The following is a 15,564-nucleotide window of genomic DNA, read 5'->3' on the forward strand; positions in this document are numbered from 1 at the left end:
CGCACCACGGGAAACCTGGCTCCATTCGTTCAGCGAAGCCGCTTTCGCCAGTAAAGCGTATGCGGCCAAGCCCAGGGCACATGGGGTTCGAAGAGCCGATAGCCCCCCGGATGAAGTTATTGGCAGACACCGGATTGTCCGTCGTATCCGAGACGATGCTGTCCCATCCAATACGCCGTGCCCTTGCCTCGATCACCCGCATCAGCCTGCATTGGAGGTCACGTCCCCCGGTGCCGCTGCAACACACCGACCCTGGAGAAATAACCGCCATTTCGGATGTGCGTTGACGGCACGACACCGGCGAAGGCTACCGGCTCATCGCCGTGATAGGCAAGCCACCACGCCCCTAACTTGAATTGTGGCAAGGGAGCCGCATCGAAGAACGTCAACCGATGAAGGTCGGCCAATGTATCGGCGATGTCGTCGTCGGATGCATCGACAATGCGAATTTTGTACATGAGACGGTCCGTTGGCGAAGGATGACGCGAGTGGAATGCAGCAATGTCGTCGCGGCTGAAGCTCACTTGCCGAGCACGAACTTGACGCTTAGCCCAACCACGCCCATCAGGCCGGTGGCGATCACCGTAATCACGGCCTTGAGCGTGTAGCTCTGCGCCTGCTCCACGCTCCTTCGCCATCGGCGAAGGTGCTGAAAATCCGCCCTTAGCTCTTTTCGATCGTCATCGTCTATTCCGAAAGACGCCAGCACCGATGCTACTGTCCGCAATACGATGGCATCGATGTTCGCTTGCTGAAGCCTGTGTTGCTCGGCCAGCGTCTCGGCAACGATCGCCCTGACTTCGTCATCTGCCATCTTCACCGCTTGATGATCCTCTCAATGTTCTCGAAGCCGCGCTTGGCGAAGTAGGAGACAACCAGATTGGCCGTGATCGCCGCAAAGCCCGCGAGGCGTCCGTGGAACCAAAGCCGAGGACCTTGTCCCAGACCAGGAGTTTCGCGAACTAAAGCGCGACGCAATAGCCCATCAATTTGTCCGGCTCCCACCAATGCCCGATCTCCGCTCCCGGAGACCGCAGGGGCGCGAGCACTGGCCCAGCGCCGCGGGCCGGCACGTTCGCGCGTGCACGGCCAGCAATGGTACGGACGGCGGCACGCCGATCGGCGCTCCCTCAACGCGTTTCAAGCGATGCGTGGCCGTGATGCGTGGGCCGCCGTCCGATTCCAAAAAATGGGATACGAAAAAACCCGCGGCGGATTTTGTCCCGCGCGGGCGTTGCGAACTTTTCGACGATGCCACTATGCCAGTGTTTTGCCCGACGGGTCAAGCTCCATTTCGATTTTTACGAATTAAACCCGACGGAGACCTTCGGGAAGCCAATTCCAGTCAGGCTGCCGGCGTTTCGCCCGACGTGTCAACGAACGAACCGTCCCTGCCCGCGTTAGCCGGTCAGGAGGATCGACCAATGACGCTGAACATGACACCGAAAACCTCGCGAGACTTGCCCGGCCAGAAGCCGCGCATCGACGGGGAGCTCGACACGCAAGAGGCTCTCATCTCGGACGCTGACGAAACCGAGGACCGGGATCGCGATCTCGTTCACGGCGAGGGCGGAACCATTGATTGTCCCACCAGGCCTGGCGATCTCTCGAAGGACGATTAGGCCGGCGAGCCCGAATGACGAGGCTCTTCCTCTCATTCTGATATGTGGTGCGCAACGGGCTTGCTTCAAGTCCCCGGTGATCGCGTAGAACCCTCGGCCCAACCAACAAGTCGAGGGGTCACGACATGTCCGTATTGCTTCCGACGTCCCGGTCGCGCAGCCGGGAACAACGGGCCACCGCGAACAATCCGGCGATGACAGACCATGCCGTCGTCATCGCCGGTGGCGGACCGACCGGCCTGATGCTGGCCGCCGAGCTCGCCCTGGCGGATGTCGACGTCGCCGTGGTCGAACGACGCGCCGATCAGGAACTGGTCGGCACGCGCGCCGGCGGATTGCACGCCCGCAGCATCGAGATCCTCGATCAGCGCGGCGTCGCGGATCGTTTCCTGCGCGAAGGACAGATCACCCAGCTCGCGGGCTTCGCCTGGACCAGGCTCGACATCAGCGACCTCCCCACCCGGCACGCTTACGGGCTCGCACTGCGGCAGAGCCACATCGAGCGCATCCTGGCAGACTGGGTCAGCGAGCTCGCGGTGCCGATCTATCGAAACCGCGAGGTGACGGGCTTTGCGCAGGACGAGACCGGCATCGACGTGACGCTCTCCGGCGGCGAGGCCTTGCGCGCGAATTATCTGGTCGGCTGCGACGGCGGCCGCAGCCTGGTGCGCAAGGACGCCGGCATCGACTTCGCGGGCTCCGATCCGACGCTGAGCAACCTCATGGCCGAAGTCGAGATGCGAGACGAGCCGGCATGGGGCCTGCGCCACGACGCGCTCGGATTCCACGGCCTCAGCAAGACCGAGAGCGGACGCGTGCTGGTGGTCGTGACGGAAGCGACGCTCGATCGCACCGGCGCGCCCGGTCCCCGCGATCTCAGCGACGCTCTCGTCGCCGTCTACGGCACCGATTTCGGCCTGCACAATCCCGCCTGGATCTCCCGTTTCACCGATGCGGCACGGCAGGCCGTGTCCTACCGCAAAGGCCGCGTGCTGCTCGCCGGCGATGCCGCGCATATCCATCACTCCGTCGGCGGCCAGGGCCTCAACACCGGCCTGCAGGACGCCGTCAATCTCGGCTGGAAGCTCGCGCAAATGGTTAAGGGCCTGTCGCCCGACAGCCTGCTCGACACCTACCACGCCGAGCGCCATCCCGTCGGCGCGCGGACCTTGCGCAACACCATGGCGCAAATCGCCTTGCTCCGCCGCAGCGAGGACGGCCTCAAGGCCGCGCGCGAGGTCGTGTCCGAGCTGCTCGCGATGGACGCGCCGCGCCAGCGTTTTGGCGCGATGATGAGCGGGCTCGACGTGCACTATGATCTCGGCCAAGGACACGCGCTGCTTGGGCGGCGCATGCCCGACCTCGATCTGACGGTCGACGGGCTGCCGCTGCGATTGTTCACGCTGCTGCACGGCGCGCGCGGCTTGCTGCTCGATTTCGGCGAGGCAGGCGGCCTCGACATCGCGCCCTGGGCAGATCGCGTCGATCGCATCGAGGCCGAGTGCGAGGGACCGTGGCAGCTTCCGGCGATCGGACAATTCGCAGCACCCGGCGCCGTGCTGGTGCGGCCCGACGGGCACGTGGCCTGGGTGGGAGATGAGAGCCAACATGGATTTGCGGACGCGATCACGAGATGGTTCGGACCGGCTGCAGACTAGTTCAGGTCGGGCGCGAAGGAACGCGGCTCAAGATTCGAATATTCGCGCGTTCACCGTGCGCAGGCTCATCGACGCTGCCGGCTTGCTGCGGTGGCGTCGGGGCCGGCTGATGAGATAGCGCGTCGCGCATCCATCGGGGTAAACCGATCAGAGCCGCGTTCTCTTGCTGTGGATGCATATTTCTGGACTCCGGTGGAGTCGATGGCGACCGTGTTTCCATTGCAATTTCCTCGCCTGGAGACAAGACGATGCGAAGCCTACGAAGCCTCGGGTTCGCTGGTCTCATCGTTGACTATCGATGAATGATCCGGATGTACGATGATGCGTTCGATCCGTTGCCGCAATTCGCGCGGCCGTGCGTCCGTAGCCAAGGGCTGCACCGGCTTGCCCCACCCACGATCGGGAATAGCGTTTGCGGCGGCCACCCGCGCAAAAGCATTCGCTGTCTCTCTAAACATGATGGCAGCAAGCACGTTGAGTGCGGCTTCGGTCTTGGCGCGTGCCAGGGTTTCGATATCGGCCAGCGTTGGTGCCCCGAAACCTTCACTGGGCACATGCTGAGCAACAGGAAGATGCGGCTCGGTCCTTCTCCTAAATTTGGGCATTTGAAATCCGTTTGTTAAATAACGAGTCTCCGCAAATACAAAGCCCGCGGCGGATTGCTCCGCGCGGGCTGATCTTCAATGATGCTATTCTGCCAGTGTTTTGCCCGACGATTCAGGCGCGGCAGCCGCACTCCTTCAAGGCAGCTAGCTACAGCAGCACCTGCCGGTCTCTTGAACCGGCGGACAGCGAACGGTGCCGAAGGAGCAGAACACGCAGCAGTCGCCAGAGAGCGGCTTCAGGCGCTCGCCGCAGCCTTTGCAGTCATAGAAGAACTGGCAGGCGTCGGTCGGCATGACCTCGGTAGCAGCGTGACCGCACTTCGGGCACGTGATGGTAGAGTTTAAGATCATCCGAGATGTTACCGTGCGCGGTGCTCTGGACCGAGGAACGTCCGCTCCCTCCAACTTGTGGCGCAGCTTCCTGATCAATTCGCGGAGGTCCGCGGCATAATCTTCGATGATGCGCCACCGGGCCTCGTCGCTCTCGCGGGGCATCACTTCTGGCTTTTCCGGCGGCTTATCACTCACGGCATCATACGAACCGCCCCCGCGCCATGCGACTTTGACCTAGATCAAAAATCTTCGGTCCTTGGAGCCTCATCCACCTCCTTCAAGCGCGCGGGGGGCACCGAGAAGGAGCTGCCGGCGAGCCTTCTTCAGATCGGTCGCCAGTTTTATCTTCTCTCTCAAAACGAGAATTTCGGAATATTCCTTTTGGATCTCTGGGTGGATGCGAAGTGCTTCGAGCTGCTGGGTCGCTAGTTTGAAGATTGCGGCAATATGCGTACCTTGGATGGAGTGCATGGTGATCAAATCCGCTGTGGGAAAAACGGGACGGGACCATACAGCGAACTGCGTTGCGGTGTCGCTCGAAATAAACAGCCAACCATACTGTCGTTTTTTGCAGCGCGTCATTGCCGATGTCGGTGCTTGGCCGAACAGGCGTTCCACTGGCGCGGTCTCAATGAACAGCGGCGTGCACAATCTCAAAGCGGAGCACCACCCTAAGCACAGGTCCGCAGCCGTCCCGCACCTCGATTGAGAGGGTACGAACTACCGAGCCCGGCAGCACGTCCTTGGCGAAGTCTGCCATTGCCTCGGAGGCCGCACACTTCACATTCGCTAAGGTGGCGATTTCGACCCCGATCTCGTCAGGAACGAACCTGTCGTTGTCGCGCGTGTCGAAGTAGTAGTGGGGCATGGTGGTCAAGGCGCGGTCGCGCTTGATGTTCCTACCAAAATTAGAACACCCCCAAGAAAACGACTATGACGGCCCAGCTACGGCTCGGGATGGATCGAGACGGTTCTCGCGCTGGTCGTCGGCGTATTCTTGTGCCACCCGGGGAGCTTGCTGACGGTGGCGCTGGTCCCTCTCGGTGGCAGTGAGAATTTGCTGCGCTCGCCTGGCTATCGCTTCATAGTTCTTGGCAACCTGGCGAAGCGTGGCTCTCGCCTCCACGTGTTCGCAGTTGTCGGCCTTGGTGTGAAACTCCTCAGCCCGTATGAGCCAATACTTCGGGGAGTGCATTCGCTCGATGCCCATGGCCAAATCCCCTAAATCGGACCATCCAGGTTATTAATGGACGTTCAGGCCAGCTGGTTCCCGGCTGCACTCAAATAGCGAAGAGCAAAACACGGAGCGCAAGAAAGCCGGCCGCTCACGCGACCGGCTCGCCACAAACCTGTGGGCTAACGCAAAACTATCAGCGCCCCAGCTTACGCTCCACCTTCTTCCGGCTGCTACCCACCTTCTTGACCGCCTTCTTGACGGCAGAAGCCGAGCGGCCGGTCTTCTTTGCCTCGTAGCCAACTTCGTATTTCTGCCCACCCGCAACGGGCGCGCGGTCCTGCTTGCGACCGCGAGTTGGCTGCTTCTTCGCTTTAGCCATGTTGCTCTCCTTGCATCTCTGAAACGCAAGAGGATTCAATGGGTTCCCAACGCCCTTCAAGGTCGCGCCCGTCGTCGGAACGAATCCGGCCAGAAAGATTCGAAACAACGTGTTCGTTGCGTGGAGTTTGTCAGTGGCGTTGCAGCGTCAGCGTAAGCCGGGGGCGCTCGGGGTGAAAGCGCCCTTCCCCGGCTTCATCGAACCGGCCTTGGCATCGACGGTGGACCGCGTACCAACCGGAGAGAGGTGGATTCACGAAATCAAATTCGACGGCTATCGGGTGCAGCTTCATTTGGCCAACGAGGCCGTCACCGTCTACACCCGTCGCGGTCACGACTGGACCAAACGCTTCAAGAAAGTCGCCGACGACGCCTGGCACATCAAGGCGGGATCGGCGGTCATCGACGGCGAGGTCGTCGTCCCTGCTGCCGATGGCAGCACCGATTTTTCCGTCCTTCAAAACGAGCTGAAGGGCACATCGTCCAAGATCGTGCTCGTCGCATTCGACCTGCTTTATCTGAATTCGCGAGACCTTCGCGGTCTGCCGCTGTTTCAGCGCAAGGCCGAGCTGAAGAAGATCATCGCCGGCACCGACGTGCAGTTCAGCGAGAGCTTCGAGATCGAAGGACGCGAGATGTTCGCGCACGCCTGCAAGGTCGGGCTAGAGGGCGTGGTCTCAAAGGTTCGCGACAGCATCTACAACAGCGGCCGCGGCAACAACTGGGTCAAGACAACTTGCGCGCAGCGAGAGACGCTAACCATCGCCGGCTTCGCACTCGACGAAGGCAAATGGGACGGCATCTATCTCGGGCGCCATAGGGGAGATGATCTTGTTTATGCGGGCAAGGTCGACCACGGATTCGACAAGACATCTGCCGCAGAACTGCAAAGACTATTGAAGCCGCTCATTCGCAAGACGCAGCCTTACGCCAAGCGGATCGCGCACAAGGGCATCTGGGTCGAGCCGAAGCTGCTTGCGGAAATCGAGTATCGCGCCAAGTCGGCGGAGGGGAAGGTCCGGCATCCCTTCTTTAAGGGCTTGAGAGAGGATCTGTGATGGATGCGTTCGATCGATGGTGGATATGGGCCGAGAAATCCCTTGATGATCCGCAAACCATTCCGGTCTGGCTGCATGAGGCAGTGCTGCAGCTTTCGCCGGATGAACGGCGAGATCGCTCTAAGGTGAATGCCGCAGCAAAAGAAGCGGAGGCGCACTATGAGATTTAAATTCCGCACAGAGGGTTGGCAGCCCAGGAGCGAGGAAGAACACTTCATGATTTGTCCGACCTGCGGCGAACGCTTCGACTGCCGCGATCTCGGAGAAGCGCTCGAGCACCAACACGGCGAACCGGTCGAGGAAGAGCCGACGCAGCACTGATGCCGCCGGAGGTTTTCCACAGCCACGACAGGCAGTGGTTCGTCCAACTTTTCGCCTACTACCCATCGATAATTTGCCAGCTTAGCCGGCACGTGGCTTTGATCGCCCATGACCACCAAGTCCCGCCAACATCTCTACGGCACTCAAATCAAGATTTCGGCCGAGCGCGCCAAGGAGGCGCGCAAGGAGGCCGACAAACTGGCTTGCGCGGCCTGGAACTATCGGATGCTTGGCTATAAGGGCCCGGCGCAGCCATCGCCGACGATCGGAGACGCCATCAACGCGGGCTTCCTCTACCTCGAAGTGCGATGCCTTGGATGCGACACCAACCAAACCGTGGCGCTCGATATCGTCCGGCGTGTGAAGACAACGCCGGTGCATGAACTCGAACGCTACATGCGCTGCAAGGACTGTTCGCAAGTGCGAGGTTATCCTTACAAGAAGAGCGCTCTCGTGGCGCTGCGGCCAACGAAAATCTCTGCTACTAATCCTGCGTCGTATTGGTGGCCCGGCGAGCGCTAAGGACAATCTCTCGCGTGTGCAATCTCTATTCGATCACCACCAATCAGGCGGCGATCGCCGACCTCTTCCGCGTCGTGCGTCGTGAGAGCAATCTGCCGCCGATGCCGGGTGTGTTTCCGGATTACCCCGCACCCGTCATTCGCGATGCAGCCGGCGAGCGAGAGATGGTGCTGATGCGCTGGGGCATGCCCCCGCCACCGCGCACCGGCGGCCCGCCCGCGACGAACATTCGCAACACCTCGTCCCCGCATTGGCGTGCGTGGCTCAAGCCGGAGCACCGCTGCCTCGTGCCAGTCAACAGCTTTGCCGAATACGCGCCGGAGACCAACCCGAAGACGAAGAAGAAAGACATCGTGTGGTTCGCGCTTGCCGACGCTCGGCCGCTGTTCGCGTTCGCCGGGATCTGGACGACTTTCAATGGTGATCGCGGCACCAAGTCGAAGCCCGTTCCAGGGCCGCATCAGGTCTACGGTTTTCTCACCACGACACCGAATGCGGTGGTTGAGCCGATCCATCCGAAGGCCATGCCGGTGATCCTGACTACAGCGGAGGAGCGAGAGGTTTGGCTGAGGGCGCCGTGGGACGAAGCCCAGGCACTGCAACGGCCGCTGCCGGATGAGAGCTTGAAGATCGTGGCGCGCGGCATCGAGAAGGAAGACGCATTAGCCGCTGCTACAGTTGATTCCTAATATCGGGGCCTTGTTCGGCATGCGCTTCCGTTCAAAAGTGAACATTGCCTCAAGTTGAGTAACCCGCTCAAACCACTGAACCCGCTCACACAATTTAATCCGGCGACATATCATATGATATGTCTCTGCCTCAGACGACGGGCGTAAGCTTTATCCCATCACCGCAAGGCAATTGGCATCTGCCGGTGATGAGAACGCCCAACCAGCGCTCCCGCCCTGGACGAACGAGGGAGACGTGCATGCCGACACGCCGACGCTTCAAGCAGACGACGACACTCACCGAACGGCTCGCCGAGGAGGCCGCGCGGCTTCGCGAGGAGGCGCGTACGATCGCGCCGGGGCGCCGCCGCGAGATGCTACTGCGCAGGGCGCGGCAGGACGAGACCGCCATGCACATCGACGCCTGGCTGCAATCGCCAGGGCTGAGGGCACCGACATGACCCAGCAATATCGCGCTTATCTCGTCGGCGACAACGGCGTCTTCCGCTCCGCCGAAGCGTTCGAGGCCGCGTCGGATGCGATCGCCCTCACCTTCGCGCAGCAGTTCACGCGGCACGGCAAGGTCGAGGTCTGGCAGCTCGGCCGCAAGATCGCCGTGCTCGAGCCCGAGTCATCCGCGCCGGAATTTCTCACGCGTCAATGATCGCCTGATGTCGAGGGCGTCCTGAAGGTCTCGATCGCGAACGAGAAATTGACCTGCATCACGGGACCCCTGGCATCGCGAACGTCGATCGCCATCGACTGCCTAGCGCCCGCGGCAGGCGCGGAAACGATGGCGTCGCGCGCCATGTCCGCGACCGACTTGGCGGCCTCTGCCTGAACGGCGCGCGAGCTGGCCAGCTCAAGCCCTTCCTCGTCGAGCGCTACACCGGTGTCGTCGCGCAGGTCGAAATAATATCGGGGCATTGCAGCATCCTTTGCCCGTAATAGGTCCGAAGCGGACAAAGGGTTTCCGGGGCAGCGAAAAAATCTGTTGGAATCAATAGGTTCCGGGAACTCCGCCGTCCCTCTGCCAGCGCGGCGCGGGAGCAGCTTGCCGCGCTCGCGCCCGGTTTTTCGTCAGGGAGCGAAGCGACAGGGCGAAACGACGCGGCCCCCTCACTCCTCCGCAAGCTTCCCGACGATATAGGCATCCACCGTTTCGGCGAACGAGCGCTGCACGCCGACCGCAGTGCCATGCTGGTCGAGCGCGTCGCGCTGGAGCACGCGCAGGCCGCGGCCGCGCATGCAGACCGGCGCCGTGTTCAGGTATTGGTCGATCGCGCCTGTCGCGAGCGGGATGGCCTTCGGGTCGCCCCTTGCGATCAGAAGCCGCAAGAGGCTCTGGCATTCGGCCAAACCTGGCATGGGATCAGCGCCTCACGCCTGCCGCGATTTCGCCGGCCGCTTCACCGGCTGGGTGTGGGTGCCGAACAGCGCCAGTAAAAACGCGACTTCTTCCTTCGAACCGACCTGGATACCGGCGGGGCTTCCGACTTGGATCATGATGATCTCCTTTTCGCTTGGTTGGTCGGGCGCAACGGGCGGGGCGTTCGAGACAATCTGGTTTCAGCACTGTTTCAGGCGTGTTTCGTCGCGGCGCGCCATGTCCATGGTCGCCTGAATAGGAACAGCTTTTGGGATCAAAAAGTTATTCGCGCGTCGGTCCGGATGCACGACCGGCGCCCCCCACGGCCTCAGCTCGCCCCCCGGGCTGGGGCCGTTTCTTTTCGACGCCTCAGTTTTGGTTTTGGTTTTGGTTTTGGTTTCGCCTGGGCGTCTCCCAGGACAGCTTGTTGCACCGGGAGCACCGGAAGATGGCGATCGCGCCATCCGGTGAAGCCACCGCGTCGATGAATGTCATGGGTCTGTTGCACGCAGCACAAATCGGCCGCTGCCTGGTGTCTTGATCCGTCATGCGCGCAAACGCGGGACAGAGCAGGAGGTTTCTATCGCTCTGGAGGTTCAGGGTGCCAGATCTTCGGAACGTTTTGCTGAAGCAGTGAGATCGATGCCGCAATCTGCTCCCGCGAACGGCGCAGCAATTGTCGTGTCGTTTGCCTTGCATCGAGCTGGTGCAATTTCTGCCGGTCGAGATCCGCCTCGAATTCCTCGCGGGTGAGCATGACAAGCTCCCGTGTTGCTGCCCATTCGCAGAGTACGTCGAGATACGATTGAGGACCGCTCAGAAGTGAACACACGGCGGGATGCCCGCCTGCGGGCTTTCGACCCAGCCGGTCTTCAGGGTCCGCGCTTCTGCGTGGCGAGGCGCAACGCGATGCCGTGCTGCCAGGCGCGCACTCTCACGGCGGCTTCGCTGCGACCGAGTTCGCCGGCGATCTCGTCCGGCCGCGAGCCGGCGTCGGCCAACGCCTTCAGCCGCTCGTGCTCTTCCGCTGTCCACTCTTCAACAACGGGTAGCGTGATTGCATGGTCGTAAGCTGTCTCGCCTGCGTGGTCGATGCAGGCGACAAGCGAGCGAAACAGGCGAAGTTCCTATGCGACCTTGCTCTGAGATCTGCGACGGGGCGTCCCGCAGATGGACCGACGACGGCGCTCGCTCAGATCCAGACGTCCTCGCGGCACGAATCGCACCGATAGATCAGGATCGAGCAATCGCGCCTCACATCGAAGATCGAAGTCAGGCAGCGCGTATCCCTCTCGCATTTGGGGCAAGCCGGCCTCGGCTTGTAATGATCCGGCCTCGTTGCCGGGCCTGCTTGCTGTTCACTGCTCATCTCATTCCTCGGTGGAGGACTGAGTTCCTAAGTACCAAAGTGGACATTCGTTCCAATCACGCGGGCGGCGCTTCTCATGGAAGCGAGGGCCTAGACGCCCCATGATCGCGCGCGCTGATCATCGGCTTCGTCCTGAACCATCAAGCGGGTTTGTCCTGAACGATCAAACCGGCTTGGTGTTGGCGGGTCCCCCCCCCCCCCGCAGTTCGTCCAGGCTCTCGAGCGTGCAGATGCGCGCGGCGCGGCGCGCCAGCTCGTCGTAATTTTGCGCCACCTTGCGCAGCACGTCCCGCGTCTCGGGATATTCGCAATTGTCCGCCTTGGTGCGGAATTCTTCCGCCCGCATCCGCCAGTACCGCGGAGGGTGCATCCGCTCGGCTCCCATGGGCCACTCCCCTCAGTTGGTCCAACTGTTCCTGCTCATTAATCAAGAGCGCGTCCAGGAGTTCCCGCGCAGATGTTCCGGTTCCGATCACACGTCCCGCTTGCGCAGGGATCGCAGCTGACGACAGCATCTCGCGGGAAAGATCGACTTTAGTTCAAATGCGGCAGGGCGGATTCGGCAGGACGCAACGGGTTGGCGCCATGGTGGGACACGTCCCTTGCGACAAACGCAACGGGGATAGCTCGGAGAGATCGTCGATGTATGTCGTCGCCGCCGCGTTGCTGGTGCTGTCGGGACTGTTCTACTCCGCGAGCCATCACGAGATCGGCTCGTTCGGCGTCACCATGTGCACGTATGGCGGCGCGTTCTGCGACAATCCGCTGATCGTCTTTTCCGGCGCCGCGCTGGCCGGCGCCTGGGGCATGTTCGTCAGCGTCAAATAGTCCCGACCGCACGCGCTCAGGGGACAAACGTCTCGCCGGTGTCCGTGCGCGGACTGCGCGACGGCCGGCCATGGCGGGCCGGCGCGCGCCCGGGACGCGCGCAAAGGCTGCACTGGGTATTCTTCGATGATGCACTTATACAGGTGTTTTGCCCGACGAGTCAAATGGAGATTCGCTTTATCAGAAATTGGCGAGGAGCCCGCTACGCGAAGCCCGGGAACCTTGTTCCCTCCTTGGCATTTGTGAAGGACGCGCCCCGACCGAGACCCCTCCTGCCATGACCGACAATGCTCTCGCCCCCACGAAATCCGCGCCGTCGCTGTTGCAGAGGTTGGGGCCGGGTCTCGTCACCGGGGCGGCGGACGACGATCCGTCCGGCATCGCCACCTATTCGCAGGCCGGCGCGCAATTCGGTTACGGACTGCTCTGGACGGTATTTCTGACCACGCCGTTCATGATCGCCATCCAGCTCGTCAGCGCCCGGATCGGCCGCGTCACCGGCAAGGGGCTGGCCGCCAACGTCATGCAGATCGCGCCGCGCTGGGCGGTGCTGTCGCTCGTCGCCATGCTCGTCGCCGCCAACACCTTCAACATCGCCGCCGACATCGCCGCGATGGCGGAGGCGCTCTCGCTCGTGATCGGCGGCCTCAACCACGAGCACGCGCTGATCTTCGCGGCGGGCTCGACCCTGCTGCAGGTGTTCCTGCCCTATCGGCGCTATTCGCCGGTGCTGAAATTTCTCACCTTGGCGCTGTTCGCCTATGTCGCGACCGCCTTCACGGTCGAGATCCCGTGGAGCACGGCGCTGCTCGCGGCGGTGTGGCCGAAGACGAATGTCAGCGCCGATTATTTCATGATGGTCGTCGCCGTGCTCGGCACCACGATCAGCCCGTATCTGTTCTTCTGGCAGGCCTCGCAGGAGATCGAGGAGATGAACCAGGGCAGGCGCGACAAGCCGCTGCGCGAGCTGAAGCACGGCGGCAGTCCGGAGCTGGCGCGCATCCGAGCCGACACCATCTCCGGCATGCTGCTCTCCAACGGCATCGCCTTCTTCATCATCCTCACCACCGCGTCGGTGCTGCACGCGAATGGCGTCACCAACATCAATTCGGCGACGGAGGCCGCCGAAGCGCTGCGGCCGCTCGCCGGCGACTTCACCTTCGCCCTGTTCGCGATCGGCATCATCGGCACCGGCCTGCTCGCAATTCCGGTGCTGGCGGGCTCGGCCGCTTACGGCGTGGCGGAGATCTTCGGCTGGCGCGCGACGCTGGAGGCGAAGCCCGACGAGGCGGTCGGCTTCTACACCATCATCGCCGCCGCCACCATCATCGGCTTCGGTCTAGGGTTCACCGGCATCGACTCGATCCACATGCTGGTCTGGAGCGCCGTGCTCAACGGCGTCGTCGCCGTTCCGATCATGGCCATGATGATGCTGATCGTCTCGAGCAAGACGATCATGGGTCGCTTCAAGGGCCGGTCATGGCTCGTCGCGCTGGGCTGGCTCGGCACCGCGCTGATGGCGCTGGCGGTGCTCGCGCTGCTCGGCTCGTCATTGATCGGCTGACTAGCTACCCGTGCGACAAGGCTGCCGATATCTGCGAGGCGATGATGAAGGCCGCGAAGAGGGCCGGCACGCTGATGAAGCGCAGGAATTGGTCGATCGAAAGCATCGCTGTCTCCCCCAAGACAAAAAGCCTCTCTGCCCGCCGCGCTATTCCACCCCGTGCGCAGCGTGCTGATCGGCTGTCAGAAACTGATCGGAAATGGCGGCTCCACTCATCGTGAGCAGCGCCAGGATCGAAATCACAGCCAGAAATTTCATGGCCGGAGGGTCGATCCCGATTGTGGCCAAAAACGTCAAAGCATGGTCCCTTTTCAGGACAACCCCGGGAAAGATCATGGCTGTCCCCACCGGATTTTCCCTTAGAATGGCGGGAAGGGCCTTCCAGGCGCCCCTCGCCGGGCTTCACTGCGCAGGACCGTTAGCCTAACAATTGTGGCTGGAGCCGGGCTTGCGAGCCGGCCAAAGAAAAAAAGCGCCGCCGGGCGACAGGGAGCGACATGACCAGACCGTCGAAAGCAACAAGCGTCGAAATCCTCGCCTGCGATGCCGGCTGGAGAAACTACCATTTCGTCAAGCTGACGACCGAAGACGGCGTCGTCGGCTGGAGCGAGTTCGACGAGGGTTTTGGCTCACCCGGCGTCGGTGCTGCGATCCAGCGCCTGTCCGCCCGCGTCGTCGGGCAGAACGTTTTCCGGCACGAGCGCATCTACGCCGAGCTGTTCGCGGCCACACGTCCCGCCGCCGGCGGCGTGGTGGCGCAGGCGCTCGGCGCGATCGAGAATGCGCTGCTCGATGCCAAGGCGAAATGTCTCGGCGTGCCCTGCTACGAACTGCTCGGTGGCAAGATCCGCGACCGTGTCAGGGTCTATTGGTCGCATTGCGCAACGTGGCGGATCAATCACCCGTCCTGGTACAAGCCGCCGATCGAGAACCTCGACGGCGTCAAGGCAATGGGACGCGAGGTGCTCGAGAAGAAGTTCACCGCGCTCAAGACCAACATCTTCTCCTACGACGACGGCAAGCCAACCGGTTGGCGACCGGGTTTCGGCTCGCCCTTCGCCCCCGAGATCAACGTCGATCGCAAAATCCTGCGCGACCTGCGCATGCATCTGGAGGCGATCCGCGACGGGGCAGGCCCCGACGTCGACATCCTGCTTGATTGCAACTTCAACGCCAAGACCGAGGGCTATCTGGAGATCCTGCGCACCATCGCCGACCTCGACATGTTCTGGATCGAGATCGACAGTTTCAATCCGGAAGCGCTCGGTTACATCCGCAGGCAAAGCCCGCATCCGATCTCGTCCTGCGAGACGCTATTGGGCTTGCGCGAATTCCTGCCCTATTTCCGCGAGCAGGCCATGGACGTCGCGATCATCGACACGCCCTGGAACGGCGTCTGGCAGTCGATGAAGATTGCAGCCGCTGCGGACGCGTTCGAAATCAACGTTGCCCCGCATAATTTCTACGGCCATCTCTGTTCGATGATGAACGCGCATTTCTGCGCCACCGTGCCGAACCTGCGCATCATGGAGATCGACATCGATCGCCTGGCGTGGGACCGCGAGCTGTTCACGCATGAGCCGGATATTCAGAACGGCCATCTGGTCATTCCGGACCGACCCGGCTGGGGCACCGATCCGAACGAGGAAGCCCTTCGCGCGCATCCGCCGAAGACCAGCGGCGGATTGCTCAACTACGGTCGCAAGAACTAGACGTCTTACGGCGTCACTGGATTGACGGTCGGGGACGTCTTTGGCCCCGGCCGCGCCGGCTCGATCGGTGATTTCGGTTCGGTCGGGAGAATTTTGGCACCTGCGGCGCGTACGGCCTCGCCAGTGGTCGCATACATCGCGACGTGAGCAGGCTGCGTCTTGGCCCGATTCCATGGTCCGTGATCGACGATGAGCATCGCAGCAATCGTCACCGCGGCCACAATCAACGCGATCACGCCGGGATGGCGAAGCGCCGAGGACATGGAATTTGCGAAGCGATCCGTTGCCATCGTGGAATCCATAGGTTTTTCCTCTCGCAGGTTAATGCAATTGCGTCCTGCGAGTTCCGCCCTTGCCGAGCCAAGTTCCAAGCCAATGCG

At 62.1% G+C, this 15,564-nt stretch carries 24 protein-coding genes and 1 pseudogene; 11 read left to right on the plus strand and 14 right to left on the minus strand.

From position 1 onward, the window contains the following. Window positions 1-29 precede the first annotated feature (29 nt). A pseudogene (locus ABIB80_RS23250) lies at window positions 30-458 on the minus strand (GNAT family N-acetyltransferase). A 62-nt stretch (window positions 459-520) separates the two neighbouring features. Further along, window positions 521-820 carry a hypothetical protein gene (locus ABIB80_RS23255; RefSeq protein ID WP_219682395.1) on the minus strand — a complete coding sequence of 100 codons (300 nt, stop codon included), beginning with the start codon at window positions 818-820 and terminating at the stop codon, window positions 521-523. A 331-nt stretch (window positions 821-1,151) separates the two neighbouring features. On the opposite strand from ABIB80_RS23255, the gene ABIB80_RS23260 reads away from it, so the two are divergent. Both ABIB80_RS23260 and ABIB80_RS23265 read left to right on the plus strand, forming a co-directional pair. Continuing rightward, window positions 1,152-1,622, plus strand: a complete 471-nt coding sequence (locus ABIB80_RS23260; protein WP_246648903.1) for a hypothetical protein — start codon at window positions 1,152-1,154, stop codon at window positions 1,620-1,622. A gap of 125 nt (window positions 1,623-1,747) precedes the next feature. Beyond that, the gene (locus ABIB80_RS23265) at window positions 1,748-3,280 is read left to right on the plus strand and encodes an FAD-dependent monooxygenase (protein WP_354128499.1); all 1,533 of its coding nucleotides are present in this window, start codon (window positions 1,748-1,750) and stop codon (window positions 3,278-3,280) included. A 257-nt stretch (window positions 3,281-3,537) separates the two neighbouring features. Here the strand turns inward: ABIB80_RS23265 and ABIB80_RS23270 are convergent, their stop codons facing one another. From ABIB80_RS23270 to ABIB80_RS23290, 5 genes are all read right to left on the minus strand, one after another. Further along, window positions 3,538-3,885, minus strand: coding sequence for a hypothetical protein (locus tag ABIB80_RS23270; protein ID WP_219682393.1), 348 nt, complete (start codon window positions 3,883-3,885; stop codon window positions 3,538-3,540). 144 nt (window positions 3,886-4,029) lie between these two features. Beyond that, window positions 4,030-4,236: a GDCCVxC domain-containing (seleno)protein gene (locus ABIB80_RS23275; RefSeq protein ID WP_354128500.1), complete on the minus strand. Its 207-nt coding sequence runs from the start codon at window positions 4,234-4,236 to the stop codon at window positions 4,030-4,032. 246 nt (window positions 4,237-4,482) lie between these two features. Beyond that, window positions 4,483-4,836, minus strand: a complete 354-nt coding sequence (locus tag ABIB80_RS23280; protein WP_245286016.1) for a hypothetical protein — start codon at window positions 4,834-4,836, stop codon at window positions 4,483-4,485. 10 nt (window positions 4,837-4,846) lie between these two features. Continuing rightward, on the minus strand, window positions 4,847-5,086 hold the full coding sequence (locus ABIB80_RS23285) for a DUF6894 family protein (protein WP_219682430.1): 240 nt from the start codon (window positions 5,084-5,086) through the stop codon (window positions 4,847-4,849). 502 nt (window positions 5,087-5,588) lie between these two features. Further along, window positions 5,589-5,774 (minus strand): DUF3606 domain-containing protein, encoded by a 186-nt coding sequence (locus ABIB80_RS23290; RefSeq protein ID WP_354128501.1) that lies wholly within the window; start codon window positions 5,772-5,774, stop codon window positions 5,589-5,591. A gap of 133 nt (window positions 5,775-5,907) precedes the next feature. Here ABIB80_RS23290 and ligD point away from each other — a divergent pair, with 133 nt between their 5' ends. The 6 genes from ligD (at window position 5,908) to ABIB80_RS23320 (ending at window position 9,006) form a co-directional block, all read left to right on the plus strand. Then, on the plus strand, window positions 5,908-6,831 hold the full coding sequence (gene ligD / locus ABIB80_RS23295) for a non-homologous end-joining DNA ligase (RefSeq protein WP_354128502.1): 924 nt from the start codon (window positions 5,908-5,910) through the stop codon (window positions 6,829-6,831). Then, window positions 6,831-7,001, plus strand: coding sequence for a hypothetical protein (locus ABIB80_RS23300; protein WP_007601541.1), 171 nt, complete (start codon window positions 6,831-6,833; stop codon window positions 6,999-7,001). Before ligD ends, ABIB80_RS23300 begins: the two co-directional genes overlap by 1 nt. 259 nt (window positions 7,002-7,260) lie before the next feature. Beyond that, the gene (locus tag ABIB80_RS23305) at window positions 7,261-7,674 is read left to right on the plus strand and encodes a hypothetical protein (protein WP_354128503.1); all 414 of its coding nucleotides are present in this window, start codon (window positions 7,261-7,263) and stop codon (window positions 7,672-7,674) included. Window positions 7,675-7,688: 14 nt separating this feature from the next. Further along, entirely contained in the window at window positions 7,689-8,363 is a 675-nt protein-coding gene (locus ABIB80_RS23310; RefSeq protein ID WP_354128504.1) for an SOS response-associated peptidase, read from the plus strand. Between the two features lie 239 nt (window positions 8,364-8,602). Further along, window positions 8,603-8,803 carry a hypothetical protein gene (locus ABIB80_RS23315; RefSeq protein ID WP_219682391.1) on the plus strand — a complete coding sequence of 67 codons (201 nt, stop codon included), beginning with the start codon at window positions 8,603-8,605 and terminating at the stop codon, window positions 8,801-8,803. Continuing rightward, window positions 8,800-9,006, plus strand: coding sequence for a hypothetical protein (locus ABIB80_RS23320; RefSeq protein ID WP_219682390.1), 207 nt, complete (start codon window positions 8,800-8,802; stop codon window positions 9,004-9,006). Before ABIB80_RS23315 ends, ABIB80_RS23320 begins: the two co-directional genes overlap by 4 nt. Here the strand turns inward: ABIB80_RS23320 and ABIB80_RS23325 are convergent. From ABIB80_RS23325 to ABIB80_RS23345, 5 genes are all read right to left on the minus strand, one after another. Continuing rightward, window positions 9,000-9,269 carry a DUF6894 family protein gene (locus tag ABIB80_RS23325; RefSeq protein ID WP_219682389.1) on the minus strand — a complete coding sequence of 90 codons (270 nt, stop codon included), beginning with the start codon at window positions 9,267-9,269 and terminating at the stop codon, window positions 9,000-9,002. The genes ABIB80_RS23320 and ABIB80_RS23325 overlap by 7 nt on opposite strands. Window positions 9,270-9,461: 192 nt before the next feature. Next, window positions 9,462-9,710: a hypothetical protein gene (locus ABIB80_RS23330; RefSeq protein ID WP_085350655.1), complete on the minus strand. Its 249-nt coding sequence runs from the start codon at window positions 9,708-9,710 to the stop codon at window positions 9,462-9,464. A gap of 12 nt (window positions 9,711-9,722) precedes the next feature. Then, the gene (locus tag ABIB80_RS23335) at window positions 9,723-9,848 is read right to left on the minus strand and encodes a hypothetical protein (protein ID WP_283843442.1); all 126 of its coding nucleotides are present in this window, start codon (window positions 9,846-9,848) and stop codon (window positions 9,723-9,725) included. Between the two features lie 443 nt (window positions 9,849-10,291). Beyond that, window positions 10,292-10,468 (minus strand): hypothetical protein, encoded by a 177-nt coding sequence (locus ABIB80_RS23340; protein WP_007601513.1) that lies wholly within the window; start codon window positions 10,466-10,468, stop codon window positions 10,292-10,294. Window positions 10,469-11,243: 775 nt separating this feature from the next. After that, window positions 11,244-11,450 carry a hypothetical protein gene (locus ABIB80_RS23345; protein WP_354128505.1) on the minus strand — a complete coding sequence of 69 codons (207 nt, stop codon included), beginning with the start codon at window positions 11,448-11,450 and terminating at the stop codon, window positions 11,244-11,246. A gap of 272 nt (window positions 11,451-11,722) precedes the next feature. On the opposite strand from ABIB80_RS23345, the gene ABIB80_RS23350 reads away from it, so the two are divergent. Together ABIB80_RS23350 and ABIB80_RS23355 are read left to right on the plus strand one after the other, a co-directional pair. Then, entirely contained in the window at window positions 11,723-11,908 is a 186-nt protein-coding gene (locus ABIB80_RS23350) for a hypothetical protein (protein ID WP_007601510.1), read from the plus strand. A 277-nt stretch (window positions 11,909-12,185) separates the two neighbouring features. Beyond that, window positions 12,186-13,472 carry an NRAMP family divalent metal transporter gene (locus tag ABIB80_RS23355; protein WP_219682387.1) on the plus strand — a complete coding sequence of 429 codons (1,287 nt, stop codon included), beginning with the start codon at window positions 12,186-12,188 and terminating at the stop codon, window positions 13,470-13,472. 147 nt (window positions 13,473-13,619) lie between these two features. On the opposite strand, the gene ABIB80_RS23360 is transcribed toward ABIB80_RS23355, so the two are convergent. Further along, window positions 13,620-13,808 (minus strand): hypothetical protein, encoded by a 189-nt coding sequence (locus tag ABIB80_RS23360; protein ID WP_219682386.1) that lies wholly within the window; start codon window positions 13,806-13,808, stop codon window positions 13,620-13,622. A gap of 161 nt (window positions 13,809-13,969) precedes the next feature. Here ABIB80_RS23360 and ABIB80_RS23365 point away from each other — a divergent pair, with 161 nt between their 5' ends. Continuing rightward, the gene (locus tag ABIB80_RS23365; protein ID WP_354128506.1) at window positions 13,970-15,184 is read left to right on the plus strand and encodes a mandelate racemase/muconate lactonizing enzyme family protein; all 1,215 of its coding nucleotides are present in this window, start codon (window positions 13,970-13,972) and stop codon (window positions 15,182-15,184) included. 5 nt (window positions 15,185-15,189) lie between these two features. Here ABIB80_RS23365 and ABIB80_RS23370 read toward each other — a convergent pair whose 3' ends face one another. Next, window positions 15,190-15,486: a hypothetical protein gene (locus ABIB80_RS23370; RefSeq protein ID WP_354128507.1), complete on the minus strand. Its 297-nt coding sequence runs from the start codon at window positions 15,484-15,486 to the stop codon at window positions 15,190-15,192. Window positions 15,487-15,564: the final 78 nt, after the last annotated feature.

It is taken from the genome of Bradyrhizobium sp. i1.15.2 (assembly GCF_040548425.1).
Classification (GTDB): Bacteria; Pseudomonadota; Alphaproteobacteria; order Rhizobiales; family Xanthobacteraceae; genus Bradyrhizobium; species Bradyrhizobium canariense.

Excerpts from the sequence above, each read along its gene's own strand:
- ABIB80_RS23330 (WP_085350655.1), bottom strand. The coding sequence starts at position 9,710 with ATGCCAGGTTTGGCCGAATGCCAGAGCCTCTTGCGGCTTCTGATCGCA.
- ABIB80_RS23325 (WP_219682389.1), bottom strand. The coding sequence starts at position 9,269 with ATGCCCCGATATTATTTCGACCTGCGCGACGACACCGGTGTAGCGCTC.
- ABIB80_RS23270 (WP_219682393.1), bottom strand. The coding sequence starts at position 3,885 with ATGCCCAAATTTAGGAGAAGGACCGAGCCGCATCTTCCTGTTGCTCAG.
- ABIB80_RS23370 (WP_354128507.1), bottom strand. The coding sequence starts at position 15,486 with ATGGATTCCACGATGGCAACGGATCGCTTCGCAAATTCCATGTCCTCG.
- ABIB80_RS23300 (WP_007601541.1), top strand. The coding sequence starts at position 6,831 with ATGGATGCGTTCGATCGATGGTGGATATGGGCCGAGAAATCCCTTGAT.
- ABIB80_RS23315 (WP_219682391.1), top strand. The coding sequence starts at position 8,603 with ATGCCGACACGCCGACGCTTCAAGCAGACGACGACACTCACCGAACGG.
- ABIB80_RS23335 (WP_283843442.1), bottom strand. The coding sequence starts at position 9,848 with ATGATCCAAGTCGGAAGCCCCGCCGGTATCCAGGTCGGTTCGAAGGAA.
- ABIB80_RS23340 (WP_007601513.1), bottom strand. The coding sequence starts at position 10,468 with ATGCTCACCCGCGAGGAATTCGAGGCGGATCTCGACCGGCAGAAATTG.
- ABIB80_RS23360 (WP_219682386.1), bottom strand. The coding sequence starts at position 13,808 with ATGATCTTTCCCGGGGTTGTCCTGAAAAGGGACCATGCTTTGACGTTT.
- ABIB80_RS23355 (WP_219682387.1), top strand. The coding sequence starts at position 12,186 with ATGACCGACAATGCTCTCGCCCCCACGAAATCCGCGCCGTCGCTGTTG.
- ABIB80_RS23320 (WP_219682390.1), top strand. The coding sequence starts at position 8,800 with ATGACCCAGCAATATCGCGCTTATCTCGTCGGCGACAACGGCGTCTTC.
- ABIB80_RS23290 (WP_354128501.1), bottom strand. The coding sequence starts at position 5,774 with ATGGCTAAAGCGAAGAAGCAGCCAACTCGCGGTCGCAAGCAGGACCGC.
- ABIB80_RS23285 (WP_219682430.1), bottom strand. The coding sequence starts at position 5,086 with ATGCCCCACTACTACTTCGACACGCGCGACAACGACAGGTTCGTTCCT.
- ABIB80_RS23365 (WP_354128506.1), top strand. The coding sequence starts at position 13,970 with ATGACCAGACCGTCGAAAGCAACAAGCGTCGAAATCCTCGCCTGCGAT.
- ABIB80_RS23305 (WP_354128503.1), top strand. The coding sequence starts at position 7,261 with ATGACCACCAAGTCCCGCCAACATCTCTACGGCACTCAAATCAAGATT.
- ABIB80_RS23350 (WP_007601510.1), top strand. The coding sequence starts at position 11,723 with ATGTATGTCGTCGCCGCCGCGTTGCTGGTGCTGTCGGGACTGTTCTAC.
- ABIB80_RS23275 (WP_354128500.1), bottom strand. The coding sequence starts at position 4,236 with ATGATCTTAAACTCTACCATCACGTGCCCGAAGTGCGGTCACGCTGCT.
- ABIB80_RS23345 (WP_354128505.1), bottom strand. The coding sequence starts at position 11,450 with ATGCACCCTCCGCGGTACTGGCGGATGCGGGCGGAAGAATTCCGCACC.
- ABIB80_RS23265 (WP_354128499.1), top strand. The coding sequence starts at position 1,748 with ATGTCCGTATTGCTTCCGACGTCCCGGTCGCGCAGCCGGGAACAACGG.